The 24,228-nt window shown below is 70.2% G+C and carries 27 protein-coding genes; 19 read left to right on the forward strand and 8 right to left on the reverse strand.

Going from position 1 to position 24,228, the window contains the following annotated elements:
• The first annotated feature begins 42 nt into the window (after positions 1-42).
• The 6 genes from NAG42_RS09810 (at position 43) to NAG42_RS09835 (ending at position 5,309) form a co-directional block, all read left to right on the forward strand.
• Positions 43-525: a GNAT family N-acetyltransferase gene (locus NAG42_RS09810; RefSeq protein WP_250029631.1), complete on the forward strand. Its 483-nt coding sequence runs from the start codon at positions 43-45 to the stop codon at positions 523-525.
• 75 nt (positions 526-600) lie between these two features.
• Positions 601-819 carry a hypothetical protein gene (locus tag NAG42_RS09815; RefSeq protein WP_250029633.1) on the forward strand — a complete coding sequence of 73 codons (219 nt, stop codon included), beginning with the start codon at positions 601-603 and terminating at the stop codon, positions 817-819.
• Between the two features lie 116 nt (positions 820-935).
• A complete protein-coding gene (locus NAG42_RS09820) occupies positions 936-1,808 on the forward strand; it encodes a class I SAM-dependent methyltransferase (RefSeq protein ID WP_250029634.1) in 873 nt (290 codons plus the stop codon).
• 132 nt (positions 1,809-1,940) lie between these two features.
• Positions 1,941-2,825, forward strand: coding sequence for a hypothetical protein (locus NAG42_RS09825; protein ID WP_250029636.1), 885 nt, complete (start codon positions 1,941-1,943; stop codon positions 2,823-2,825).
• Entirely contained in the window at positions 2,822-4,006 is a 1,185-nt protein-coding gene (locus NAG42_RS09830; RefSeq protein ID WP_250029638.1) for a serine hydrolase domain-containing protein, read from the forward strand. Before NAG42_RS09825 ends, NAG42_RS09830 begins: the two co-directional genes overlap by 4 nt.
• Positions 4,007-4,193: 187 nt before the next feature.
• On the forward strand, positions 4,194-5,309 hold the full coding sequence (locus NAG42_RS09835) for an alpha/beta fold hydrolase (RefSeq protein WP_250029639.1): 1,116 nt from the start codon (positions 4,194-4,196) through the stop codon (positions 5,307-5,309).
• Here the strand turns inward: NAG42_RS09835 and NAG42_RS09840 are convergent.
• Positions 5,306-6,409 (reverse strand): erythromycin esterase family protein, encoded by a 1,104-nt coding sequence (locus tag NAG42_RS09840; protein ID WP_250029641.1) that lies wholly within the window; start codon positions 6,407-6,409, stop codon positions 5,306-5,308. The genes NAG42_RS09835 and NAG42_RS09840 overlap by 4 nt on opposite strands.
• A 172-nt stretch (positions 6,410-6,581) precedes the next feature.
• Positions 6,582-7,358 carry an ACT domain-containing protein gene (locus NAG42_RS09845; protein WP_250029643.1) on the reverse strand — a complete coding sequence of 259 codons (777 nt, stop codon included), beginning with the start codon at positions 7,356-7,358 and terminating at the stop codon, positions 6,582-6,584.
• A 271-nt stretch (positions 7,359-7,629) separates the two neighbouring features.
• On the opposite strand from NAG42_RS09845, the gene NAG42_RS09850 reads away from it, so the two are divergent.
• The 6 genes from NAG42_RS09850 to NAG42_RS09875 all read left to right on the forward strand — a co-directional run bounded on the left by NAG42_RS09850 (position 7,630) and on the right by NAG42_RS09875 (position 11,349).
• Positions 7,630-8,019: a hypothetical protein gene (locus NAG42_RS09850; protein WP_250029645.1), complete on the forward strand. Its 390-nt coding sequence runs from the start codon at positions 7,630-7,632 to the stop codon at positions 8,017-8,019.
• The gene (locus NAG42_RS09855) at positions 8,013-8,240 is read left to right on the forward strand and encodes a helix-turn-helix transcriptional regulator (RefSeq protein WP_369077096.1); all 228 of its coding nucleotides are present in this window, start codon (positions 8,013-8,015) and stop codon (positions 8,238-8,240) included. The genes NAG42_RS09850 and NAG42_RS09855 overlap by 7 nt, the downstream gene beginning before the upstream one ends.
• Positions 8,237-9,175 carry an NAD(P)-dependent alcohol dehydrogenase gene (locus NAG42_RS09860; protein WP_250029647.1) on the forward strand — a complete coding sequence of 313 codons (939 nt, stop codon included), beginning with the start codon at positions 8,237-8,239 and terminating at the stop codon, positions 9,173-9,175. The genes NAG42_RS09855 and NAG42_RS09860 overlap by 4 nt, the downstream gene beginning before the upstream one ends.
• Positions 9,176-9,208: 33 nt before the next feature.
• On the forward strand, positions 9,209-9,643 hold the full coding sequence (locus NAG42_RS09865) for an Rrf2 family transcriptional regulator (RefSeq protein ID WP_250029649.1): 435 nt from the start codon (positions 9,209-9,211) through the stop codon (positions 9,641-9,643).
• Positions 9,640-10,548 carry an NIPSNAP family protein gene (locus NAG42_RS09870; protein ID WP_250029650.1) on the forward strand — a complete coding sequence of 303 codons (909 nt, stop codon included), beginning with the start codon at positions 9,640-9,642 and terminating at the stop codon, positions 10,546-10,548. Before NAG42_RS09865 ends, NAG42_RS09870 begins: the two co-directional genes overlap by 4 nt.
• Positions 10,549-10,611: 63 nt before the next feature.
• Positions 10,612-11,349 (forward strand): methyltransferase domain-containing protein, encoded by a 738-nt coding sequence (locus NAG42_RS09875; protein ID WP_250029652.1) that lies wholly within the window; start codon positions 10,612-10,614, stop codon positions 11,347-11,349.
• Positions 11,350-11,822: 473 nt separating this feature from the next.
• Here NAG42_RS09875 and NAG42_RS09880 read toward each other — a convergent pair whose 3' ends face one another.
• Positions 11,823-12,425 carry a GrpB family protein gene (locus NAG42_RS09880; RefSeq protein ID WP_250029654.1) on the reverse strand — a complete coding sequence of 201 codons (603 nt, stop codon included), beginning with the start codon at positions 12,423-12,425 and terminating at the stop codon, positions 11,823-11,825.
• A 97-nt stretch (positions 12,426-12,522) separates the two neighbouring features.
• Here NAG42_RS09880 and NAG42_RS09885 point away from each other — a divergent pair, with 97 nt between their 5' ends.
• Positions 12,523-13,539 (forward strand): methyltransferase, encoded by a 1,017-nt coding sequence (locus tag NAG42_RS09885; protein WP_250030324.1) that lies wholly within the window; start codon positions 12,523-12,525, stop codon positions 13,537-13,539.
• A gap of 136 nt (positions 13,540-13,675) precedes the next feature.
• Here the strand turns inward: NAG42_RS09885 and NAG42_RS09890 are convergent, their stop codons facing one another.
• Positions 13,676-14,392 (reverse strand): alpha/beta fold hydrolase, encoded by a 717-nt coding sequence (locus tag NAG42_RS09890; RefSeq protein ID WP_250029656.1) that lies wholly within the window; start codon positions 14,390-14,392, stop codon positions 13,676-13,678.
• A gap of 135 nt (positions 14,393-14,527) precedes the next feature.
• On the opposite strand from NAG42_RS09890, the gene NAG42_RS09895 reads away from it, so the two are divergent.
• On the forward strand, positions 14,528-15,790 hold the full coding sequence (locus NAG42_RS09895) for an SGNH/GDSL hydrolase family protein (RefSeq protein WP_250029658.1): 1,263 nt from the start codon (positions 14,528-14,530) through the stop codon (positions 15,788-15,790).
• A gap of 111 nt (positions 15,791-15,901) precedes the next feature.
• Here the strand turns inward: NAG42_RS09895 and NAG42_RS09900 are convergent, their stop codons facing one another.
• On the reverse strand, positions 15,902-16,639 hold the full coding sequence (locus NAG42_RS09900; protein WP_438872386.1) for an SDR family oxidoreductase: 738 nt from the start codon (positions 16,637-16,639) through the stop codon (positions 15,902-15,904).
• A 62-nt stretch (positions 16,640-16,701) separates the two neighbouring features.
• Between NAG42_RS09900 and NAG42_RS09905 the strand changes: the two genes are divergently transcribed.
• A complete protein-coding gene (locus tag NAG42_RS09905; RefSeq protein ID WP_250029661.1) occupies positions 16,702-17,310 on the forward strand; it encodes a TetR/AcrR family transcriptional regulator in 609 nt (202 codons plus the stop codon).
• A gap of 175 nt (positions 17,311-17,485) precedes the next feature.
• Here NAG42_RS09905 and NAG42_RS09910 read toward each other — a convergent pair whose 3' ends face one another.
• Positions 17,486-18,886 carry an MFS transporter gene (locus tag NAG42_RS09910; protein WP_250029662.1) on the reverse strand — a complete coding sequence of 467 codons (1,401 nt, stop codon included), beginning with the start codon at positions 18,884-18,886 and terminating at the stop codon, positions 17,486-17,488.
• A gap of 80 nt (positions 18,887-18,966) precedes the next feature.
• On the opposite strand from NAG42_RS09910, the gene NAG42_RS09915 reads away from it, so the two are divergent.
• The 3 genes from NAG42_RS09915 (at position 18,967) to NAG42_RS09925 (ending at position 21,288) form a co-directional block, all read left to right on the forward strand.
• Entirely contained in the window at positions 18,967-19,896 is a 930-nt protein-coding gene (locus NAG42_RS09915) for a M56 family metallopeptidase (RefSeq protein WP_250029664.1), read from the forward strand.
• A gap of 24 nt (positions 19,897-19,920) precedes the next feature.
• Positions 19,921-20,610, forward strand: a complete 690-nt coding sequence (locus NAG42_RS09920; RefSeq protein ID WP_250029665.1) for a SprT-like domain-containing protein — start codon at positions 19,921-19,923, stop codon at positions 20,608-20,610.
• A 72-nt stretch (positions 20,611-20,682) separates the two neighbouring features.
• Positions 20,683-21,288 (forward strand): dihydrofolate reductase family protein, encoded by a 606-nt coding sequence (locus tag NAG42_RS09925; protein WP_250029667.1) that lies wholly within the window; start codon positions 20,683-20,685, stop codon positions 21,286-21,288.
• 8 nt (positions 21,289-21,296) lie between these two features.
• Here the strand turns inward: NAG42_RS09925 and NAG42_RS09930 are convergent, their stop codons facing one another.
• Positions 21,297-22,277, reverse strand: coding sequence for a hypothetical protein (locus NAG42_RS09930; RefSeq protein WP_250029669.1), 981 nt, complete (start codon positions 22,275-22,277; stop codon positions 21,297-21,299).
• A gap of 128 nt (positions 22,278-22,405) precedes the next feature.
• Between NAG42_RS09930 and NAG42_RS09935 the strand changes: the two genes are divergently transcribed.
• Positions 22,406-23,800, forward strand: a complete 1,395-nt coding sequence (locus NAG42_RS09935; RefSeq protein WP_250029671.1) for a tyrosine-type recombinase/integrase — start codon at positions 22,406-22,408, stop codon at positions 23,798-23,800.
• Here NAG42_RS09935 and NAG42_RS09940 read toward each other — a convergent pair.
• Entirely contained in the window at positions 23,724-24,209 is a 486-nt protein-coding gene (locus tag NAG42_RS09940; RefSeq protein ID WP_250029673.1) for a hypothetical protein, read from the reverse strand. The two genes, NAG42_RS09935 and NAG42_RS09940, sit on opposite strands and share 77 nt — an antisense overlap.
• Between the last annotated feature and the right edge of the window lie 19 nt (positions 24,210-24,228).

The following is a 24,228-nucleotide window of genomic DNA, read 5'->3' on the forward strand; positions in this document are numbered from 1 at the left end:
TCACTTCAAGAGCATGCGCAGAGCGGGCTGGGAGAAGTAGCGGTGGAGCTGGAGCGGCTGGCGGAGCGGCATGCGGCGGAGGTGCTGCGGTTCGAGCGGGAGAACAGGGCGTATTTCGCGCTGACCGCGCCCGATCGCGGCGACGACTACTTCGCCCGGTTCGCCGAGCGGCACGTGGCCCTGCTGGCCGAGCAGCGGGACGGTGTCTGCCACTTCCACGTGCTGGTCGACGACCAGGGCACGGTGGTGGGCCGGTTCAACCTGGTCGACGTCGTCGACGGCGCGGCCGAACTGGGCTTCCGGGTGGGTGCGGCGGTGGCGGGCCGCGGGGTGGCCAAGGACGGCGTACGGCGGGTGACCGCGCTCGCCCGCGACGAGTACGGCCTTACCCGCCTGATCGCCGACGCCGCCGTGCGCAACGGCGCCTCGCGGGCCGTCCTGAAGGCCACCGGTTTCGTCCCGGTCGGCGATGTCGAACGCGGAGGTCAGCCCTGCATCCGGCATGTCCTGGATCTGACAGCGTGAGGCGGGCGGCGCCCGGTTCTCGGAGGAGGCGTCCACAATGAACGCCGTCGCGGACATCCGGGGGAAGGAATCGCGATGGATATGAGTGAGATGCACCTTCTCGTGGCCGAGCTGCGCCGGTTGCGCACCGAGGCGGGGCTGACGTTGCACATGTCCGGGTGGGCGGGCCCGACCGTCGTCCAGGTCGGGCGCGGCAAGCCCACCGCCACCGGCAACTGGGCCGGGCCGACCGTCATCCCGGCCGGGTGGGTGGGCACGCCGTTCTGGGCCGGGCCCACCGTTCTCGATGCCTGACCGATCACGGCGGCAACACACTCGGGACATCATCGAAACCCCATCACTGATCACGTTTCCATTGCCTCCGATGGATGTCTCACCCATCGAGAGATGACGTGCCCTACGGTGATCCGATGGCATCGGACGAGTGGACGCGGTGGCTGCTGACCCGCCGCGACGGCGGCAACGCCGCTCTGCGGGCGGAACACGCCACCGCGCTGGAGGTCTTCCGGGAAGAGGTCCTCGACCGGGCGTCGCTCTCGCCCGCCGACACCGTGCTCGACGTGGGCGCCGGGACCGGACTGATCGCGTTCGGCGCCCTCGAGCGGCTCGGCCCGGACGGGCACGTCATCTTCAGCGACGTCTCGGACGCGGGACTCGAGGAATGCCGCCGCCGCGCCGCCGATGACCCGCGCTGCACCTTTGTGCACGCCTCGGCCGAGGACCTGTCGGCCGTCCCGGACGCTTCGGTCGACGTCGTCACGACCCGGTCCGTCCTGATCTATTGCGAGCGCAAGGCCGACGCCTTCCACGAGTTCTTCCGGGTCCTGCGCCCCGGCGGCCGGCTGTCCATCTTCGAGCCGATCAACCGCTTCCTGCTCGAGCACCGGCCCGACAGCCTGTTCGGCCTGCGGGACCCCGAGGTGGCCGATCTGCTGGCCAAGGTGGTCGCGGTCTACCGGGACGGCGCGAAGCGCGGCGAGAACCCGATGACCGACTTCGACGAGCGCGACCTCCTGCGCTGGGCCGCCGAGGCCGGTTTCGACGGCGTCGAGGTCGACTACCGGGCGCAGCTGGACGTGCCCGCGGAGCCGATCGGCGACTGGACGGCGCTCCGGAACGCTTCGCCCAATCCGCTGGCGCCGACCTACGGCGAGGCGATGGAGACGGCCCTCACGGAAGAGGAACGCGAGCGCCTCGACACGCGGATGACGCAACTTGGACAGTCAGGTACCCCTACGCGGCGTACGCTCGCCACCGCGTACCTCCGAGCCCTGCACCCCTGATGAGCTGGAGAAAGTCGCGGAGCGCAATCAAGCGCTCACGCACTGTGCGTGCTTAATGCCCGAAGTTCTAGCCTACGAGTACTACGCACGTGCGCACTTGAAGGTCCGAGGATTCCAACAACAATCAAACCCATGACGTACGGCAAGAAGGATCTGCCCTACCCGTACTGCGCGGATTTCTCGGGGATCGTCACCCGGGTCAAAGGGGTGCGCGAGTCGACCCGCGCGGCCCTGGTCAATTCGCTCAAGGTGGCGTCGTACCTCAAGGCGGGCGCCAACCTCATCGAGCGTAACCTCGGCGCCCAGAGGCCGGCGACGGCCACGGGTGACGGCCGCAAGCAGTACTGGTCCGGTCTGAGCTTCCTGACCGAGCGCGCGCTCTCGGCCGAGGTGGAGGAGCTCGAGCTGCCCTTCCTGCGGCAGAAGGGCGCCGGCCCCTACCGGTCGACGTGGGCGAGTCACGACGACTACCTGAACGACCTGCTCGCGTTCATGCTGCACGCCATCAACTACGACCCGCAGTACGGGGCCGACGTCGAGACGCGCGGCGACTGGCTGGCCACCGACGAGAGCTTCGTCGACGCGGTCGACCGGTCGAGTTACCACGAGCTGATGGCGCTGTGCCGCATGCCGCTGTTCAAGTTGCAGCTGATCATGGTCGCGACGGCACACCGCAACGACGGCATCCGCAACTCGATCGCCAACAACTACGCGGGGGCGCTCGAGCCGTGGATGAAGATCTACGAGGAGACGATCGCCGCCCGCGGCTACCGGCTGCGTCCCGGCATCACCATCCAGGAGTTCAGCAATCTGCTGGCCGCGGTCACCGAGGGGCTGGCCGTGCGGCACCTGGGCGATCCCAGCGTGGACATCGCCGATCACGGCCCCACGGAGAACTTGGTCGGCAAGGGTGTGCTCGGCCTGATGGCCGCGTACCTCGAGCCCATCGACGCACCATCCGGACTGACCTTGCGCGAAGTATTCGAACGAGCGGCCGATAACGGGGGACAAAGATGACGAGCACCACGGAGAGGCCTGCCGCCTCCCGCGAACCATCCTGGTGGGACAAGCAAGGCGATCTGATCATGCGCCGGCCGTTCAACGAGTGGACCTTCACCCACATGAATTGGCTGATGCCCACCGAGCGGGTCGCCCGCGGTGCCACCGAGCTTCCCCTGCCGGTCGACCACCAGCCGCTTTCCCTGACCTACCGCTTCGAGGAGCACGACCACACCCTGGCCGAGCTGCACCGGCGCACCCACACCACCGCGTTCGTGGTGCTCCACCGGGGCGCGATCGTGCACGAGTCCTACCCCGGCGCCTTCACCGGCCCGCGCTCGCGCATGCAGCTGTTCTCGCTGTCCAAGTCGGTGATGTCGATCCTGGTCGGCGTCGCGATCCACGACGGCGTGATCGGGAGCGAGAAGGACCGGATCACCGACTACCGCCCGGACTTCCTCGGCACGGCGTACGAGGAGAACACGATCGCCGAGCTGCTCGACATGACCACGGGCGTCGGCGACCTGGAGACCTGGGAGGTCTCCGACAGCGGCATCAAACGCTTCGAGCAGGCCGTGATGGGAGGTGGCGACATCGCCGACGTGGTCCGCGCGGCAACGCGGACCGCGCCGGCTGGTGAGCGCTTCAACTATTCGACCTTCGACACCCAGATCCTCGGCTGGGTGCTCGAGGCGGCCACCGGACAGAGCCTGGCGGCGTACGCGTCGGAGCGCCTCTGGCAGAAGCTGGGCTGCGACCGGGACGCGTACTACTGGCTCACCCGCGGCAAGCCGCGCACGGCGATCGGCGCCGGCTCGTTCAACGCGACCGCCCGTGACGTCGCCCGCATCGGCCTGCTCATGACCAACGACGGGGTGGCCGGCGGCGAGCAGATCGTGCCCCAGGAGTGGGTGCGCCGCAGCCGCGGGAACGATCGGCCCCAGCTGGCGGTGGGCGCACTCGGGCCCAGCGGCTACGCCCACTACGGTTACGCCAACCAGTGGTGGACCCTCGGGCCCGAGAGCTTCAACGCCTTCACCGGTCTCGGTGTGCACGGCCAGTATCTCTACGTCGATCCGTCCGCCGAGGTCGTGATCGTGAAGTGCAGCGCGTGGCCCACCCAGGACGACGAGCGCCGTGACGCCGAGACCGTCGCCGCCCTCCGTCGCGTGGCCGACCACTTCGCCACCACGCGCTAGCCGGCTCCCCCGCTCCACCTTCACCGCCCGTAACACCCCGCGCCCGGAACACTCGGGCCTGGTGCCCCCCTGACCAGGCCCGAGTTCCGATGCCGCGCCCCACACCTCACGTCGCGCCGCGGACGGCCCCTGTCCGCGGCGCGCACGACGCTGCGCGTTTTCGCGCTCCTTTCGAAAGGAAACATCGATGAACCCTGCCCTGATAAGGCGCCATTTCGTCATGGTCCTGGTGACGATTCTCGCCCTTTCCGCCGCGCTTCTCCCCGGTCGCCCGGCCCGGGCCGCGGTTCTGTCGGGAACCGTTCTCACCACTGCCACGGCGACCCTTCCGGCGGAATTGGCACCGCTCGCGAACGGCAAGCGACTGTCGTATCTGTCGACCAATACCAGCAATCTGCCGATCACCGCGACCGGGCTGATCCTCACTCCCAAGACGAACAAGAAGAACCGCATCGTCGTGTGGGGACACGGCACCACCGGCCTGGCCGACCAGTGCGCACCGTCGGCGAGTCAGGCGGTGTTCTGGCCCGAGGCCCGGGCCGCCATCGCCGAGCTGCTGCGGCGGGGCTGGACGGTCGCCGCGCCCGACTACCCCGGGCTGGGCTCTCCGCTGGCCCACCCCTATCTGGTCGGGGCCAGCGCGGCCCGCTCGATGATCGACAGTGCCAAGGCGGCCAAGAACCTTGACGCCGCGCTCAGCAATCAGTACGTCATCGACGGTCACTCGCAGGGCGGTCAGGGCGCACTGTTCGCCAATGAGCTGGCGCCCTCCTACGACGGCGCGCTGACGTTGCGCGGGGTCTCGGCGATCGCCCCGGTCTCCAACGCCGACCTGTTCGCGCCGCTCATCCCGGGCACACCGGCCCAGGGTTACCTGGTGATGGCGCTGTTCGGGCTGCAGGCGGTGGACCCGACGGTCAACCCGAACACCCTGCTGGCCGCGCCGGCCCGGCAGCGCACCGGAGTGCTGCAGTCCGGCTGCCTCACTCAGATCCTCACCGCGTACGAGAATCTGACCGCCTCGGAACTGCTCGTCGGCGGGGCCCTGCCGGCCTCGGTGATCACCAAGCTGTCCCGCACCGCCAACCCGGCCCAGAAGGCCCCGAGCGCCCCGATCCTGCTCGTTCAGGGCACGGCGGACGAGGCAGTGCCGTACGTGATCACGGCCGGCCCGCTGCTGACCCAGCTCAGCGCGTACAACGAGCCGGTGCAGTTCGTCGAGCTGGACGGCGCCACCCACGACGGCGCGGTCTTCCAGAGCACGACGCTGGTCGGCGACTGGATCGCTGGCCGGTTCAGCTAGTAACCCGACCAGACCGCCTGCTCGGTCGGGGTGCTCACCGGCACGCACGCCACCAGGTCGAACGCCTCGGCGACCGGCCCCTCGGCGTACGTCTCGAGCAGCCTGATCCGGTCGGCGCCGAAGCGGCCGGGGTCGGCGATCGTGGGACGACCACCCGCGATCGCCGCCTCGATGCTCCCCTCGACCGGCGGCTCGAGCTCGACCTCCACGGTTTTCGCCATCGCCGGAGCGTCGGGCGCGAGCCGCCGGGTCGCGACGCGGCCGCCCTCGCACGTCACGCCGATCGCCACGTAGTCGTCGCCGAGCAGCGCGCTCAGATGGGTGCCGAGCACGTCGAAGGCGGGGTGACGGCGCTGGATGTGCGAGTTGGCGGCCGCGATGATCACCTTGCCCGGGGTGCGGTCGAGAATCCACTCGGCGGTGCGGGCCATCGCGCCGTCGCGGATGTTGAGGCGCGCGTGCTCGGGTGAGCCGTCGACGGCGGCGGCCTGGGCCCGCAGCATCTGGTCGAGCAGCGTGATCAGGCGCAGCTCGTGCCGGGCGACGGCGGTCAGGCTGCCCGGGGTGGCCGCGAAACGGGCGCTCAGCTCGGCGAGGGCCAGCGTCAGCGCGTCACGGTCGACGAGGGCCATTTCCCGGTACGCGGAGAAGGCCGGAATCGTATAGGCCGACGCGAATTTCGCGACCAGCCGCCGTACGTCGGAAAGGGTTTGCCGGGGCGCCCCGGGGAGCCGATCGAGGTGGTCGAGCGCGGGACCCATCGACCCCAGATCACCGGGCAGATCGAGACCCCAGTAGCCGAGCCCCCGCTGTTTCATCATCCATAGCAGATCGCGCATCTCGGCACAGCGCGCGAAGCGATAGGTCATGCCGTCCTCGGGCGGTTCGCCGGCGCCGTCCCGCATCCAATCCCGCACGGCCAGGCCTTCGCTGAAACCCGACTCGAACGCCACCGTCGTGAAACCGAGCCGCTGATGCAGGAACTCGATCAAAACCTTCCGGAGTACGTGGTACTCGCGCACGAAGTGGGCCGACTCACCGATGGCGACAACGCGGGCGTTCCCGATGCGCTCGGCGAGGGACTCGAGGTCGATCTCCATGGGGGTCGACCCTAGCGGGATGGTCGTCGGCCACTGCCTCGGCCGGGTCGACGGGCGCCGGTCGGTCACTGCCTTGGGCGGGTCAACCGGCTCGGGCCGATCACTACCTTTGGCCGGGCCGACCGGCTCGGGCCGATCACTACCTTTGGCCGGGCCGACCGGCTCGGGCCGATCACTGCTTTGGCTGGGTCGACCGGCGCCGCTGACGGCCTGCGCAGAGGTCGAGCAGGGCCTGCGCCCGCGAGATCTCCGTCGGTGTGAAAGCCGGCGACCGCCGCACCAGGAAGCGTTCGTCACCGCCGGCATCGTGCAGGGCGGCGACGTGCGCCGGGGCGGCCGGGCGAGCCGACGTGAGGTCGGCGCCGAACAGGCTGTGCACAGCGTCGTCCAGCGTGATGGCGCCGGTGGTGGCGTGCCGGGCCACGGTCAGGGCCCGGGTCGCCGGGTCGACCAGGTCGTGCGCGTCGGCCCGGTTCGCCTCGGTGAACTCGCCGCCGCCGGCCGTCACCGCGGCCACGACCTCGTCCGCGGTCAGGTCCGGCGGCACGGCCACCAGCAGCTCGTCGACCGCGCCGTGCTCGTCCGGGTGTATCTGGATGGCCAGGATGTTGATGCCCCGCCCGGCCAGCCGGGTGCTGAGCGCGGCGAGCGTACCCGGCCGGTCCGGAAGCGTGGTGCGCACCCGCATCAGCTCGCTGCGCCCGGCCGGAATGCCGAGCAGGTCGGGCAGCGCGGCGTGCCGGAGCGGCACCGGCGTCCGGCGCTTCTTCCATCGGCGGCGCAACAGGGCCCCGGCGATGACGATGACCCCGCTGGCGGTCAGCATCAGCGGCCCGTGCGCCCGCTCACCGAGCAGCGTGACAAACAGGTGAGCCGCGCCCACAGCGAAGAACACCGCGGCCACTTCGATCAGGTCGGCGGCCCAATGGGCCACCCGGATGGGCTTCATGCTCAGCGATCCTCATCGCCCGACATGTCCCCTTCAATCACGGTACGTGTCGGCCCCGATAACAGTCCGGCCCTTTGTGAAGCCCGGATTAAGGCCTCGTGCGTTGCGTCACCGGACCGTCGGGAACGTTGCAGGTCGGCCGCTCTGTCCACAGCACATCCCGCCCAGAAGTCCGGCGCGACCGCCTCGGCCGGCTTCCAGAGCTGAGGGGCGGCTGAGAATCATGTAAATAAACTTTGACCTGCTGTCGGTAATTCTTTACCTTGAGCGCATGACAACGGAAGAACGGCGGGCCTGGAGCCTGGCCGTCGTCGGACTCCTTGCGTACGCGGTCTATCTCGCCTCGATAGTTGCCGGCGCGGCCTATGCGCCGGCGCTCCTGTGGACAGTGGGCGGCGCGATCGTCGTGAACATCGCGGTGGACATCGTCTCCGGCGGTGGGCAGAAGGCCGACCAGCGCGACCGCGAGATCGGCCGCTTCGGCGACCACATCGGTCAGTCGCTGGTCGTCGCGGGCGCCGTCGCGGCGATGGTGCTCGCCCTGCTCGAGGCTCGCTACTTCTGGATCGCCAACGTCATCTATCTGGCGTTCGTGCTCTCCGCGGTGCTCGGCTCCACCGCCAAGATCTTCGCCTACCGCCGCGGCTTCCACCCGTGGTGAAGCCGACCCGCATCACCAACGAGATCCGGGCGCTGCGCTTCGCCGCCGGCGAGATGACGCAGGCCGAGCTGGGCGAGCGCATCGGCGTCACCCGGCAGACCGTGATCGCCATCGAGCAGGGCCGGTACTCACCGTCGCTGGAGACGGCGTTCCGCATCGCGCGGGTCTTCGGAGTCGGCCTCGACGACGTATTTCAATACCCTGTGGAGGAGCCATCGTGAAGGCCATTGTCCACAACACCTACGGCGATGCCGACGTCCTGCGTCTGGCCGACGTGCCCACGCCCACGATCAAACCCGATGAGCTTCTCGTACGCGTCCGGGCGGCCGGCGTCGACCGCGGCGCCTGGCACGCGATGACCGGCCTGCCGCTGGCCGCCCGCCTGGGCTTCGGGCCGCGGCGCCCGCGCCGGCAGACTCCCGGTCTGGACCTGGCCGGCGTGGTCGAAGCCACCGGCTCGGCGGTCACCGGCTTCAAGCCCGGCGACGAGGTCTTCGGCGCCGGCAGTTCCAGCTGGGCCGAATACGCCCGCGCCAAGCCGGCCCGGCTCATCCACAAGCCCGCTCATCTGAGTTTCGAGCAGGCCGCCGCCATCCCGACCTCGGGCGCGACCGCGCTGCGCATGCTCGGCCCCGTCACGGATAAGGGCCGCGACGTGCTGGTGATCGGCGCCGGCGGTGGGGTCGGCTCCTTCACTGTCCTGCTGGCCAAATCCCGGGGTGACACGGTGACCGCGGTCTGCAGCACAGCGAAGGTCGCGGCGGTCCGGGGTTTCGGCGCCGACCGCGTCATCGACTACACCCGCGAGCCGATCACCGGTTCCTACGACCTGGTTGTGGATATCGCCGGCAACCGTCCGCTCGCCGTGCTGCGCTCCCTGCTCAAACCCCGGGGCACCCTGTGCATAGCCGGCGGCGAACAGGGCGGCCGCTTCTTCGGTGGCCTGGAACGCAACCTTAAGGCGCTGGCCGTCTCCCCGTTCATCGGGCACACCCTGCGCGCCCCCATCGTGCTCGCCGGACGCGACGACCTGGCTGCCCTGCTGACGATCCCGTCCCCACTGGAACGTTCCTATCCACTGGCCGACGCCGCCACCGCCATGCACCGGCTCGCCGCCGGCCGGGTCGCGGGCAAAGTCGTCCTGACCAACGCTTGACGCCGGACGTGCTGTAACCAAAGCTGTTACAGCATGGCAGCGAACAGCCGGCTCACCATCGCTGTCCACGCACTGACGTGGATGGCTCTGGCCGAGCAACGCGGGGATGATCCGATGACCTCGGACCAGGTGGCGGCGAGCGTGAACACCAACCCGGTGGTCATCCGCCGCAGCCTGGGCGAGCTGCGACGGGCCGGGCTGGTCGGCGTGCGTCACCGGGCCGGCGCCGGCTGGCATCTCGCCCGGCCGGCGTCGGGCATCACGCTGCTGGACGTCTACGACGCGGTCGAGCAGCCACGGCAGTTCGCGCTGCACCACACCGAGCCCAACCTGCAATGCCCGGTCGGCCACGGGATCCGGCCGGTCCTCGACGAGCTCTACGGCGGTGTCGAGCAGGCCGTCCGGCTCCAGCTCGCACAGACCACGATCGCCGACGTGCTGCGACAGACCTTGGAGGTTGCGCGATGACGCACCGGATCATCGAACTGCGCCAGTACACCCTGCATCCCCGCCGCCGCGACGAGCTGATCGAGTTGTTCGACCGCGAGTTCGTCGAAACCCAGGAGGCGACGGGGATCACGGTGATCGGCCAGTTCCGCGATCTCGATGCTCCCGACCGCTTCGTCTGGCTGCGCAGCTTCCCCGACATGGAGTCGCGCCGAGAGTCGCTGGCCGCCTTCTACGGCGGCCCAGTCTGGAAAGAATACCGCGACGCCGCCAACGCCACCATGATCGACAGCAACGACGTCCTGCTGCTGCGCCCAGTGGACGGCCTCCCCGGTTTCCCCGACCCAACAGAAACGACCCCCGAACGCCCCGGCCCAGCCCTCCCCCACGCCGCGTCCGCCAACGAAGAACCCGCTCGCCCAATCACCGCCACCAACCATCTGGGCGAACCCACCACTCTCACCGACGACGAGCGCGACCGCCTGCAGAACGCCACCGACCATCCCGACCAGCACGCCACTCTCACCAGCAACGGGCATGAGCACCTGCAGAACGCCACCAACCATCCCGACCAGCACGCCACTCTCACCAGCAACGAGCGCGACCACCTGCAGAACGCGACGAACCATCTCGGCCAGCACACCACTGTCGCTGACAACGAACTCGAGCGCCTGATCACCGCGACCATCCACCTCGGCCAGCACGCCACTTTCGCCGACGACGAGCGCGGCCGCCTGGTCACCGCGGCCGGCTTCGGTTACAGCCGGACCGAGTACGCCGAGAACACTTTCCCCGCGCTGCCGGTGCGCACCGGCGAGCACGCCTTCGTGTCCTTCACCCGTCATGCCGGACCGCTCGTTCCGATCCCCGGCGTGCGGACCCAGCGCCTCCGGCTGACCCCCACACCGCGATCCCGGCTGCGCTGACAATTCGCGAGTTCTCCACAGGTCCGACACCGAATCCCTCGAAAGCCTTGATGGGGTATGTGGATGACCGACCAGATCACATACCTGGATGCCGCTGCCGCCACCGACGCCGGAACGGCCTACAAGCGGCGGCTGCTGGAACTGCTGTGCATAACCCCGGACCAAACCGTTGTGGACATCGGTTGCGGGCCGGGCACCGATCTGCGGTCGCTGGCCAAGGCTGTGCACAACCACGGACGGGTGATCGGAGTCGACCGCGATCCGCGGATGGTCGAGGAGGCGAAGCGCCGCCATCCACAGGCCGACATCCGGCAGGCCGATCTGCTCGCGTTGCCGCTCCCGGATGACAGCGTCGATCGCGCACGAGTCGACCGGGTACTCCAACATGTCGCCGAGCCCCCGGCCGCGGTCGCGGAAGTACGCCGAGTGCTGCGTCCTGGTGGCCTCGTCGGTCTGGCCGAGCCCGACTGGGACACCCTCACCGTCGCCGACCCGGACGAGGACACCAGTCAGGCTTTCGCCCGCTTCAACGCAGGCCAGGTCCGCAACCCCACCCTGGGCCGCGACCTGGCCGGCTTGTGCACCCGGGCCGGCTTCCACATCCGCACCGTGGAGCCGACCCCCATCGTCTTCCACGACTTCCCGACAGCCGACCGCATCCTGGGCCTGACCCGGAACTCCAGCCGAGCCGTAGCCAACGGCGACATCCCCCAGCCCCGCGCGGAAGCGTGGTTGCATCGCCTGAAGGCAGGCCCCGTGACCGCCAGCTTCACCTTCTACCTGGCAGTCGCGGAGGCCTGACCCATCCCTCCGCAACCCGCTACTCAAACGCGCACCCCGCTGAGCGAGTATCCATCCCGCCCCTCGAACACGCAGTCGCTGAAGAGGTGCGCAGCCCGCTGAGTGAACACGCATCCAACCGAGCCGACGCGCACTCCCGCTGAGCGAACGCGCAACCCGCCCCACGAACGCTCACCCCGCTGAGCAAATGCGCGACCCCACCCACCCCACGAACGCTCAACCCGTTGAGCAAGAGCACCGGGCTTGCCCTCCCAATCCGCGACGGATGGGTCCCACCGGCCCGCCCCCGACGCTGCGGAACAGCGCCACACCGGCGCATGAACGCTCAACCGGCCGCACGAACGCTCAACCCGCAAGGCGAACGCGCGACCTGTCGTGCGCGAAGGCACAACCCGCTGAGCGGGCGCGCAACCCGCCCCACGAACGCTCAACCCGCTGAGCGTTCGCGCGCTTCGATCAGGCGGTTGCGCTTTCTAGCTGAGCGGACTCGTGTTCGGCTGGGCGAAGATGCGGGCGAAGATCTGGTCGATCACGTCACTCTTGGCCATCGTGTAGTCGGAAGACTGCTCGCGGGCCAGGCGGCGCTTGGTGTCGGCGTACAGGTCGCGGTCCTCCGGGTGGGTGCGGAGCCAGTCGCGGAGGAGGCGGTGGCGGATCGGCTCGGGGGCGTCGCGGGGCCACACGTGCAGATGGATGTCGTCGTCGCCGCCGATCAGCATGCGATGGCCGTACCACCACGGCTCCCGGAGCAGCAGGCGGTAGCCGAGGGGAGCCAGCGGGGGCACATAGACCGACTCCTCCGCCGAGTCGGCCAGCAACAGGTCGATGTCGATGACCGGCTTGGCCGCCAGACCCGGCACCGACGTGGACCCCACGTGCTCGAGACCGACGACCCGCTCGCCCAGCGCCGCCACGATCGCGGCCCGGGCGTCGGCATAACGCTCCACCCACCCCGGGTCGTAGTCCTCGATGACGATCGACGACCACCGCCGGGGCCACTCCCCCACGAGCCCCGACGCGTTCTGCTCCGGCGTCCCGAGGAGCCGCTGCGTGATCTCGGGCGGGTACTCAGTCATCGTTACCTCCAGATTTTGGGAAGTCGGCCAGACTAGCCAGCCGCCCGCCCGCCGGGACAGCGATTAATCGGCCAACTAAGATCGTCGATCCATGGACATGCTGACGCCGACGCCTCTGATGGGGCTGGTCACGGGGTTCTGGAGTTTCAAGACGTTCGCGGCGGCGGTGGAGCTGGAGCTCTTCACCCGGCTCGCCGGCGGGCAGGTGATCACCGTCGCCGACGCGGAGGCCGAGTTGGGCCTGCCGGAACGGCCGGCCGATCTGCTGCTCGCCGCCTGCGCCTCACTGGGGCTGCTGACCCGCGACGGGGACGGCTACCGCAACTCCGCGCTGGCCGAGGAGTTCCTGGTCAAGGGCAAGCCGTACTACTTCGGTGGCCAGGTCGCCTACTGCGATCAGCGCACTTATCTGCCTTGGCACCGGATCGGCGAGGCGTTGCGCACCGATCGCCCGCTCACCTGGGATCCGGCGTCGCAGGAGTCCATGTTCGACACGGCCGACCCGCGGATGCTCGAAAGCTTCTGGGGCGCCATGTATTCGACCTCCATCTTCACCGCCAAGGCCCTCGCGCAGCACGTCGACCTCGGCGGCGGCAGGCGGCTGCTCGACGTCGGTGGCGGCTCGGGGGCGTACCCGATCGAGCTCTGCCGTTTGCTGCCCGACCTGAGTGCCACCGTCTTCGACCTGCCGCACGTCTGCGAGATCGCGGCCGGCAACGTCGCCCGGGCCGGCCTCGGCGACCGCATCGCCACCGCGCCCGGCGACTTCCTCACCGGCGAGGGCCTGCCGGCGGGCCACGACGTCGTGCTCTTCAGCATGATTCTGCACGACTGGGACGAGGCGACCAATCAAAGGCTTCTGACCCAGGCGTACGAGGCCCTGCCGCGCGACGGCCGCGTCGTGATCTCGGAGCTGCTGCTGAACGCCGACCGCACCGGCCCGCCCGCGGCCGCCCTGATGGGCATGAACATGCTCGTCGAGACGGTCGCCGGGCGCAATTACTCCGACGCCGAATACGCCGCGTGGCTGCGTACCGCCGGCTTCACCGACATCGAAACCGTCCACTTCGATGCCCCCGGCGCCAACGGCGCGGTCATCGGCATCAAGCGCTGAGGCACGCCCGAAAAGCTGAAGGCACGCCCGAAAAGCTGAAGGCACGCCCGAAAACCGCAGGCACGCCCGAAAGCCGCAGGCGCGCCCGAAAGCCGGGGAAACGCCGGAAAGCCGGAGGCGAGTCCGACAGCCGGCCTCAGACCGGTGGGCTCAGCGGGGGCGGGCTCAGCAGTGTCAGCAGGGCGCCGGGGTCCTCGACGTGGGCGTTGTGGCCGAGGCCGGGCAGCGCGATCGGGGCACTCCCGGGTGCCACCATCTGGTCGTGTTCACCGCGGGCCAGCACGACCGGCACCGGTGACGCCGCCACCAGCGCCTCGACCTGCGGGTCACCGACGGCGAACGCGCGCTGGTCGAAGGTGGGCCGCCAGCCGTCACCGGTCTCGACCAGAGCCGACGGCGGCACCTCGAACAGCAACCCGTCCAGCCCGGCCACCCGCAGGTGGCGCTGCGCCGCCTCCTCACGGGTCGGGTAGCTGGGCGCCGGCCGGGCCGCCATCTCGGCCGCCTTGGCCAGCTCGCCGGCCGACCAGTCGGATTTGATCCCGACGCCCACGACGGCCAGCACACCGGGGCGGCCGGCCAGGTGCAGCCCGACAACGCCGCCGAACGAGTGCCCGACGATCACCGTCCCGCCCGGGTCGACGAGCTCGGCGACCGCCGCGGCCACGCCGGCGAAGGAGTAGGACGGGAGTGGGGACGAGCCGCCGTGGCCGGGCAGATCCGGTGCCACCCAGGTCGACTCCCCCAGCAGCGCGGCGAGTCCGGCCCACACCTCGGCCGTCGCCCCGAGGCCGTGCAGCAACAGGTAGGTGGGCGACGACTCGCCGCCGGTCAGCACGCGCAGATCGGTCACCCCGTCAGCATGCCGCACCGGGAGGGACGCCGTCGTGAACGCCTGAGATCCGCGTCACGCCGAGGTCGTACTGTCAGGAATCTCCCAGGTCACGCGCACCGGGAGAGGATGAACGCCTCCAGTACCGTGGGCGCGGTGAAATGGACCAGGAAGACGACGCTCGCGCTTTCGGCAGCCCTCGTGGTCCTCGTCGTGGCGGCGGTGGTGTTCGTCCGGCGCGACTCGTCCCGCAGCAACGAGACGGCGGCGGACCCGGGCCCGGCGGCCGCTCAGCCCACCCCGTCAGCCGGCTCGGCCGAGACGCCGTGGACGGGCACCTGGGCGGTGGCCTTGCAGAACGGCGGGCCCGCTTTCGAGCGCCAGACCGTCCGGCAGGTGATGCGCACCAGCATCGGCGGCGACACCGTACGGATAAAGCTCTCCAACGAGTTCGGCAGTGATCCGCTCACTGTCAGCGCCGTCTACCTCGCCGCTCACCAGCGCACCAGCACGGTCGACGCGAGCACGAACGCGCACGTGACGTTCGACGGCGGCGACTCGGTGACCATCGAGGCCGGCCAGACCGCGGTGAGCGACCCGGTCGAGTTCGTGCTGCCCGCGGGCGGCGACATCGCGGTCAGCGCCTACGTCCCCCGGCGGATCGGATCGGTGACGCAGCACGCGTTCGCCAACCGCAACAACTACGTCGCCGCCGGCAACCAGAGCACGAAGGCCTCGCTGTCGGGGGTGCGCACCTTCGACAACTACGCCTTCCTGGCCGGCATCGACGTGCGCAACGCCGAGTCCGAGGGTGCGGTCGTCACGCTCGGCGCCTCGATCACCGACGGCTTCGACTCGACCTTCAACGAGAACCGTCGCTGGCCCGACCAGCTCGCCCGGCGGCTGGTCGGCGCCAACCGTACGGTCGGCGTGCTCAACGCCGGCATCAGCGGCAACATGCTGACCCAGGACGGTGCGGGGCAGAGCGCCCTCAACCGCTTCGACCGGGATGTCGTGCAGCAGACCGGCGTCAAATGGGTGATCTTCTCGGATGCCGCGATCAACGACCTCGGCGGCGACCGCCCGCCCGGGGGCGAGGAGCTGATCGCCGCCCTGCAGCAGCTGATCCAGCGCAGCCACGACGCGGGCATCAAGATCTATTGCGCGACCCTGACGCCGTACAAGGGTGCGGGTTACTGGAACGACGAGGGCGAGGCCGGGCGCGACGCGCTGAACGACTTCATCAAGGGCGACGGGAGCGGCTGCGACGGGGTCATCGACTTCGACACCGCCACCCACGACCAGAGCGACCCGACGCGGTACGACAGCCGCTACGACACCGGCGACCACCTCCACCCCAACGACGCCGGGATGGAGGCGCTCGCCGCGGCCGTGGACCTCGGCCTGTTCCGCGTCTGAGGAGCAGCCGAGACGACGCGCAGGGCCAGCCGAGGGACGACGCCCAGAGCAGCCGGCGGACGACCGCGCAGGGAACAGCCGAGGAACGACGCGCAAGGAGCAACCGGCGGCTCAGGCGGTGCCACCGTTGGCGTACAGGATCTGGCCGTTGGTCCAGCGGCCGTCGGGGCCGGCCAGGAAGGCGACGGTGCCCGCGATGTCCTCGGGGGTCGCGATGCGCCCGAACGGGTTGGCCGAAGCGATCCGGTCGACGATCTCCTGCGGCTTGCCGTCGAGGAAGAGCGGCGTCGCGGTCGGGCCGGGCCCCACCGTGTTGACCGTGATGTCGCGGCCGCCCAGCTCGCGGGCCAGGATCAGCGTCATCGCCTCGACCGCGCCCTTGGTGGCGGTGTAGCCCGCATACGTCGGCTGCTGGAGCCGCATCACCGAGGTCGAGAAGTTGATGAGCGCGCCACCCGCGCGCAGCCGGCGGGCCGCCAGCTGCGAGATGATGAAGGTGCCGCGGACATTGATGCGAAGCATGCGATCGAAGTCGTCCAGCTTCATCTCGGCCAGCGGGGCCAGCAGCATGATGCCGGCCGGGTTGGCCACGACGTCCACCCCGCCGAAGCGCCGCTCCGTCTCGTCGAAGAGCGCGGTCATCGCCTCCTCGTCGGCGACGTCCCCGCCCAAGGCGACGGCCTGACCACCGTCCGCCGTGATCTTGGCGACGACCTCCTCGGCCCGCTCCCGGTTGCCGGCGTAGTGCACGACCACGGCCATGCCGTCGGCGGCGAGACGCTCGGCCACCGCCCGGCCGATGCCGCCCGAGCCGCCGGTGACGATCGCAACCCTGCTCATGGTGACCATCCTTCAGTCTTGTAGACAACCTGTCCATTTGAATGTAGACGCCTTGTCCATATACTGCAAGCGTGAGTGACACGCAGAACGGGCTCCGTCGTGGCCGCGGCCGTCGTCCCGCCGAGGTGGTGCGTGGTGCCGCCCTGGCCGCGGCCGGCGAGATGCTCTTCGAAAGCGGCAACCTGGCCGGGGTGACCTTCGACAAGGTGGCGCAGCGGGCCGGCGTCAGCAAGATGACGCTCTACAAGTGGTGGCCCTCCCCCGGCGCACTCGCCTTCGAGGCCTACTTCGCGGCCGTCGAGACCCGGCTGGCCTTCGACGACACCGGCGACATCGAGCGCGACCTGCGGAGTCAACTGCGTTCCTTCGTACGCCTCCTGACCGCCGACCGTGGCGGCCCGGTGATCGCCGCGCTGGTCGGCGCCGCCCGGTCCGACCCGGATCTGGCCGCCGTCCTGGAGGAGCAGTACACCCGCCCCCGCCGGACCCTGGCCGTCGAGCGCCTCCGCACCGCCCAGGAGGCCGGCCAGATAGCCCGCGACGTGGACCCCCAGGTGGTCGTCGACCAACTGTGGGGGGCCTGCTACCACCGCCTGCTGATGCCCGCCGAGCCCCTGACCACCGACTTCGTCGACGCCCTGCTCCGCAACGTGCTCCGCGGCATCCGCCCGGACGCCTGAACCGCCTGCCAGTGACGCGACGGCGACCGGCTACCGGCGTGACGACCAGTTCGCCACCGCGACCAGCTTCCGACGGGGCGAGTCCGGCTCGAGCCGCCACACCGGCGGCCGCCCGGGGTGATGCAGCGCCTGCTCAGACGGCGGTAAGGGCGGCTGCGCAAGGGATCCGGTGGCGCTACCCGGCAACGGCCGGCTCGGCGGTGGTGTAGCGGTTGCTCAGGCGGCGGTAGGGGCGGCTGCGCAGGGCGATCGCGGTGGCGATCAGGCCGACGACCCCGGTCAGGACGAAGACCAGGGCCAGGCCGCGGGCGGCGCCGGTGCCGAACCAGGAGCCGATCAGCCGCGCGCCGGCGCCGTCGGTCATGAACGGGACGAAGACGAACTGGGCTATCGGGGAGATGAGGAAGGCGGTCAGCGGGGAGGCGGCCTGTTCGACGCTCTGGGCGAAGCCGAAGACCCGGCCCTGGCGCTCGTAGGGGACGACCTTCTGCAGGATCGTCTGCTCGGCGGCCTCGGCGTAGGGCACGACGAGCATGTAGAGATACAGACCGGCGGCCAGCCAGACGACCGACTCGCGCAGCGGGAACAGCAGGGTCACGCCCCAGCAGACGATGTTGACCAGGAGCAGGACCCGGACCGGGTTGCGACCCAGACCCGTGCGCGAGACCAGCAGGCCACCGACGATGAAGCCGGTGCTCAGCACGCCCCACAGCAGACCCCAGCCCTGCACCGACATCATCGAGAGGCCGTACGCGTCGAGCAGCGCCATGAAGACGCCGCCGAGCAGGTTGTTGAACGCCGAGAAGACGATCAGCGCCGGCAATCCGGGCACCGAGCTGATCACCCGGATCGTGCCCCGCAGATCGATCTTGCCCGCCCCGGCCGCGGAGGCACCGGCGGGGGAAGCAGCCGGCGAGGCGGCCGCGGTGATGCCGGCCGGGAGTTCCGGCGACGTGGACGCCTCGATCGGTCCGGCCGGGACCCGTACGAAACTCAGATGCGCAACCGACAGGCCGAGCACCACCAAAGCGACCACCAGAACCCAGAACATCCCGCCCAGCGCCACCAGCAGCCCGCTGATCACCGAGGTGACCAGGAACGACACGCCCGAGGCAGTGCCCAACAGACCGTTGGCCCGGTCGCGCGTCCCTGCCGAAATGAGCGCCGTCACCATGGTCGGCAGGACGATCGTCCGGATGTTGCCCGCGATCACCCCGACCATGAGCAGCACGACCAGGACCCACAACGGCACACCGGCCGGGTCGCGGAACGACGACCGCGGCATGGCCTGATAGAGGACCAGCGCCGCTGCGTAGAGCGCCAGCGACACCCCGGACGAGATCTGCATCATCAGCTTTTTGGGGTGGTTGTCGACAAGGCTGCCGAACCAGATGCCGGTCAGGGCGGTCATCACCAGGAAGATGCCGGAGATGACCCCGGTGGCGAAGACCGAGCGGGTCTCCAGGTAGGTGTAGAACGTGATCGCGAACCAGACTGTGTAATTGGTGACCGACACGAGCAACGTGTTGACCAGGAGCTGGTAGAAGACCCGTACGTGACCGTGGATGACCCCCATGGCCACACCGTATGACCTGAAGCACGCTTCAGGTCCACCGCCGCCGGTGTGAGATTGTGGTGCCGGCGGAAGGAGGCGACATGTTCGACCACTTCGTGGTCTCCGTCGTGGTTTGTCCCGTGCTGGTCGCCCTGGCCGTGCGGTGGCTGGCCGACCGCCTGCGCCCCGAGGCCGCGGTGACCGTGCTCGTGCTGTCGATCGTCACGGCGTCGGCCGCCTGTCTGATCAGCCTGTCCGCGTTCGCGCTCAAGGCCGTGGCCGAGATCCCCGCCGTGGGGGTGTCGCTGGGCTACTCCGACGCGGTGGTGCGGGCCGACACCGAGCGGGAGCCCTGGGTGTCCGCGTTGTCGGCGGTGCTCCTGCTGGCGTCGGTGGGCGGCATGGTCCGCATCTGGTGGTTGCACCGCCGGGAGCTGTCGGTGGCCCACGCCTTCCGCGGCCTCCCGGTCGACGACGATCGGGTCACGATGATCGACGACACCCGGGCCGAGGCGTTCGCCGTGCCCGGGCCGCCGGGCCGGGTCGTGGTCACCACCGGCATGCGCGAGGTGCTCGACGACCAGCAGTACAGCGCGCTGCTGGCCCACGAGCGCGCGCACCTCGACTCCCGGCACCACGCGCTCGTGCTGCTGGCCCGGATGGCCGCCGCCGTGCACCCGATCTTCTGGTGGCTGACCCGCCGGATCGACTTCCTGGTCGAGCGGGCCGCCGACGAGCGCGCGGCCGAGCAGCTCGGCGACCGGCGCGTCGTCGCCCGGGCCATCGGCGCGGCCGCGTTGCGCGCCTCGCACGCCCGCCTGGGTCTGTCGATGGCGCCCGGCCGGCAGGATCTGCGAGGTGCCGGTGTGGTCCCGCGGCGGGTAGCTTCGCTGCTGGCCCCGCGCTACGCCGCCCGCCTGCTCACGCTGGTCGCCGTCCCGGTCGTGGTCGCGGCGGGCTCGGTGGTCTGGACCGGCGAGTGCGTGGCCGATCTGGGTGAGCTGCTGTACGCGGCCGGAATGCTGCACTGACGAACCGGAGTACCGAACGTGGACGTGGCCGACGCGAGAGAGCTCGCCGCCGACCTGATGAACCAGCACGGGCTGACCGGCTGGCGCCTGGTGTTCGACAACGCCCGCACCCGGGCCGGGGTGTGCCACTTCGACCGCCGGACGATCGGCCTGTCCCGCGTCCTGACCGCGTTGCACCCGGTCGAGCAGGTCACCGACACGATCCTGCACGAGATCGCGCACGCCCTGGCCGGCCCGGGGCACGCCCACGACCGGGTGTGGCGGGCCACCGCGCGGCGGATCGGCTGCTCGGCGGCCCGCTGCGTGCCGGCCGACGCGCCCCGGGCCGAGGGCGCCTGGGAGGGCATCTGCCCGGCCGGTCACCGGGTCACGGCTCACCGGCGCCCCATCCGGGTCCGCTCCTGCCCGAGCTGCTCGACCGGCTTCGACGTGTCGGCCCGTTACACCTGGACCCACCAGGGTCGCGAGGCGGTGATGCACCCGCGTTACCGCAGTGAACTGGCCCGCCTGCTCGAGCGCCCGGCCCCGTCGGCCCCCGCGACGCGACCGGTGCGGGTCGGCGAGCAGGTGCGGCTGACCGGCGCCGGCAAATACCACGGCCTGGTCGGCACCGTCATGAAGCGGGGCCGCAGCCGCTACCAGGTGCAGACCCCGGCCGGTTTGCTGAGCGCCCCGTTCGCCACGGTGCAGCCGGTGACGGTCGACGCGCCGTGAGGCCGCACCTTGTCGGACCCTGCTGTTAGCGTCCGCTGGACCGCTAGCCGACACGATCACCAGGAGGTCCGCGTGCCGGACACCACTTGCCACATGTCGATCTCGCTGGACGGCTTCGTCGCCGGGCCGGACCAGAGCCGCGACAACCCGCTGGGCCGGCGGGGGCGGGAGCTGCACGGCTGGCACATCGGCGACCCGCGGACCACCGACGCCGACCGGGTCGCGGCCGGGTGGCTCATGCGCCCCCGGGGTGCCTATGTGATGGGTCGCAACATGTTCGGCCCCATCCGCGGCGACTGGGCCGAGGAGTGGAGCGGCTGGTGGGGCGCCGAGCCGCCGTATCACGCACCGGTGTTCGTGCTGACCCATCACGCCCACGACCCGATCCCGATGGAGGGCGGGACGACCTTCCACTTCGTCACCGGGGGCTTCGACGCCGCCTATGCCGCGGCGCGCGAGGCCGCCGGTGACCAGGGCGTGGACATCGCCGGCGGGGCGTCGACCGTCCGGCAGGCGCTGATCGCCGGGGTGATCGACGAGCTCACCCTCGACATCGCCCCGGTCCTGCTCGGTTCGGGCGAGCGCATCTTCGACGGCGTGGAGTCCTTCGGCTTCGAGCCCGTCGAGGTCCTGCACTCACCGCTGAGCACCCACATCCGCTATCGCCGGGCCGGCTGAGACCCGCCTCAATCGGCCGTCCAATAGAGGGCGCGGGCGACCTGGGCGTAAAGCCCCTTGGGGTGGGCCCGGAAGAGGGGCTCGGTGCCGAACAGAACGGCCCGGCCGCCGGCCGTCGTGGTGCCGGAGATGACGGCCGCCTGACCGGCGGCCTGATCCGGGCCGCCGACGCCGGGTGCGCTCGGCAGCCAGTGACCGGCGACCAGCGGGTCGGTGGCGGCGTAGCGCTGTTCGACGGTGAAACCGGTGCCGGTGAACCAGAGCGGGGAGTAGACGAAGGAGTTCGGCTGGGAGCCGGCCCCGACGACCGGGCCGGTGTTGTCGACGGCCACCACCCCGTTGGCGTCGCCGCGGCCGGTGACCGCGCTGGCCGGGAGCAGGGCGGTGGCGGCGTTGAAGCCGGCGCCGGTGGCGCCGCGGGTGACGACTCCGCCGCCCCCGGCGAGGAACGCGTCGACCGTGGCCCGGCCGGTGGCATTCAACTGGGCGTAGCTCAGACCCGACGAGACGACCAGCGTGTCCACGCCGGTCAGCGACGCACCCGCGTTCAGCAGGGCGGTCGAGACGGGCCGCACCTCGAAGCCCATCTCCCGCAGCACGAAGAGCTCGTCGGCGGCCACCGCGCCGGCCAGCACCGGCTTGGCCATAAGGGCGCCGGTCGGAGCTCGGCGCGCGGCCTCGAAGCGTACGCCGAAGAGGCCGGCCACCTCCTCGGCCTGACGCCGCGCGGCGGCCGGGACCACGACGGTGGCCGCGTCGAGCCGGGACACCTTGACCTCGCGGTCGAGCAGCGCGTTGACCGCCCGGACGTCGGAGCCGTCGCGCAGAGTGAGGGCGAGATCCTGGCCCCGGCCGGCGGTGACCGCGCCGGTGGCCGTGGCCGCGGTCACCGGCACGGTCGCCACCCGCGGTGCGGCGAAGCGGCTGATGTCGACCGGGGCGCCCCAGAGCAGGCGGTGGCTCCAACCGGAGATGTCGTACATCTTCATGGCGAACATTGTGACCTGCGTCTTCGCAGGTCAGCTGCCATCGACTCGACCGTGTACGACCGAACGGATGCCAGGAATGACCGTGTGGATGCATCCAGGGATGCAGGCGTTTCCGGTAGCGTCCGCCCATGGCGACGATCCAGCGGCGCGGCGATTCTTACCGTGTGTGGTGGCGGCTCGGTGGCACATCGGCCGGCGCCGCCCAGTCGTGCACGTTCAAAGGCCCCACCCCGGAACTGGCGCTCGAGGTGGCTGAGCTTGCCCACGAACTGTTGAAGGCGCGCGGGCACGACATGACCCGGCCCGAGCTGTACGCCGCCATGGTCGGCGACACGGGAGACGCAAGCCCGGCGACCCCGACGGTGAAACAGTGGATCGGCACCTGGCTGACCGAACTGGCCAAACGCCCCGACTTGGACCCGGAGACGGTGCGCCGCTACCGCCGGGACCTGACATTGCGGGTGATCCCGTGGATGGGGCACCTGCGGTTGTCCGATGTCACCCCGGACACCATCAAGCAGTGGGTGGGGTGGGTGTCGTCGCAGCGGGCCACCAAAGGCAGCCGGAACAAAGTCCTCACCGACCGGACGATCTCGGCGCAGACGGTGCGCAACATTTTCGACACCCTGCACCATTGCCTGGGCGCGGCGGTGCCCCGCTGGATCGCGCTGAACCCGGCGGCCCGGCCGGCGGGGGCCAGGCGGAACCCGGCGGGCCTGCCGAAGGTGGAGAAACACGACGCGGTCTACCTGACCCATCAGGAGCGGGAGCTGATACTGCACAACTGCCGTCCGGCGATGCGCAGCATGATGGTTGTTGCCCTGGCGACCGGTCTGCGTATCGGTGAGCTCATTGCCTTACGTGTCGAGGACGTTCACCTGCACGGCAGTGGTGGGGTGGTGAAGGTCCGGCGGACGTTGAAGTCGGGGCCGCGTAAGGATGGGCGCCGGTTCGGGCCGCCGAAGTCCGCAGCCGGGCGCCGCGACGTCACGGTGGGGGTCACCGGGGCCCGGGTGCTGCGGGAGCAGATGGTCGGGAAACATCCGGCTGAGCACGTGTTCACGGCACCGCGGGGTGGGATCTGTGACCCGTCGACGTTGCGGAACAACTACTGGTTGCAGGCGATCGCGGCGGCGCAGCGGTGCGCCGGGCATCCCCCGCCGGAGCCGCCGAAACCGGCGAAGGGGGTGCGCCGGCATTTGCGGGTCGATGAGGTGTCAACGTGCGCGTGTGACACGCGGTTGCATCGTTCGCCGCGGTTCCACGACCTGCGGCACAGTCATGCCTCGGATCTGATCGGGGCGGGTTGGTCGGCGAAGAAAGTGCAGGTGCGGCTGGGGCACAGCAACTACCTGTTGACCATGAACACGTACGGGCATTTGTTCAACACCGGCGACGAGGGTGAGCTGCACGCGGTGGACACGTTGCTGTTGCCGGAGAAGCCGGTCAGGGCTTCTCGGAGCGAGCCTGCGCGATCAGTTCATCGGCGTACCGTTCGCCGACGCGTTGCTGCTCGGCGATGACGGCGCGGACGATTCTGGCTTTCTGCTCGTCGGTGATGTCGGGGTTGTGCATGATCCGGATGATGGCGGCGTCGGCGGGGTGGACTTCCCTGATCGGGGTCGACTGCGAGTAGCTACCCGTGAGAAGCAGGCGTTCCCCGCCGGCGTCCTTCGTGGTGGGGTCTCTGCTTTCGAGGATCGCCAGGACGCTGCCTGGCTCCCATTGGAGTGTGCGTTCGATGCCGGCGTAGTTGGTCTCGGCGGTGCGCCGCGTGGCTTCTTCGAGGCCGATCCAGGTGTCGCGGGCGACGCCGGTTTGGGTTGCGGCGGCTCGGACGCTGAGGCGTAGTTCGAGCCGTCTGGCCCGGACGGCTTCGGCTAGGCGGCGGCGGTTTTCGACGTCTTGGGCGGTTGTGTCGGCGGCGCTCACGGCACTCATGATGGCAGTC

This window comes from Paractinoplanes maris (assembly GCF_023544465.1).
Lineage (GTDB): Bacteria > Actinomycetota > Actinomycetes > Mycobacteriales > Micromonosporaceae > Actinoplanes > Actinoplanes maris.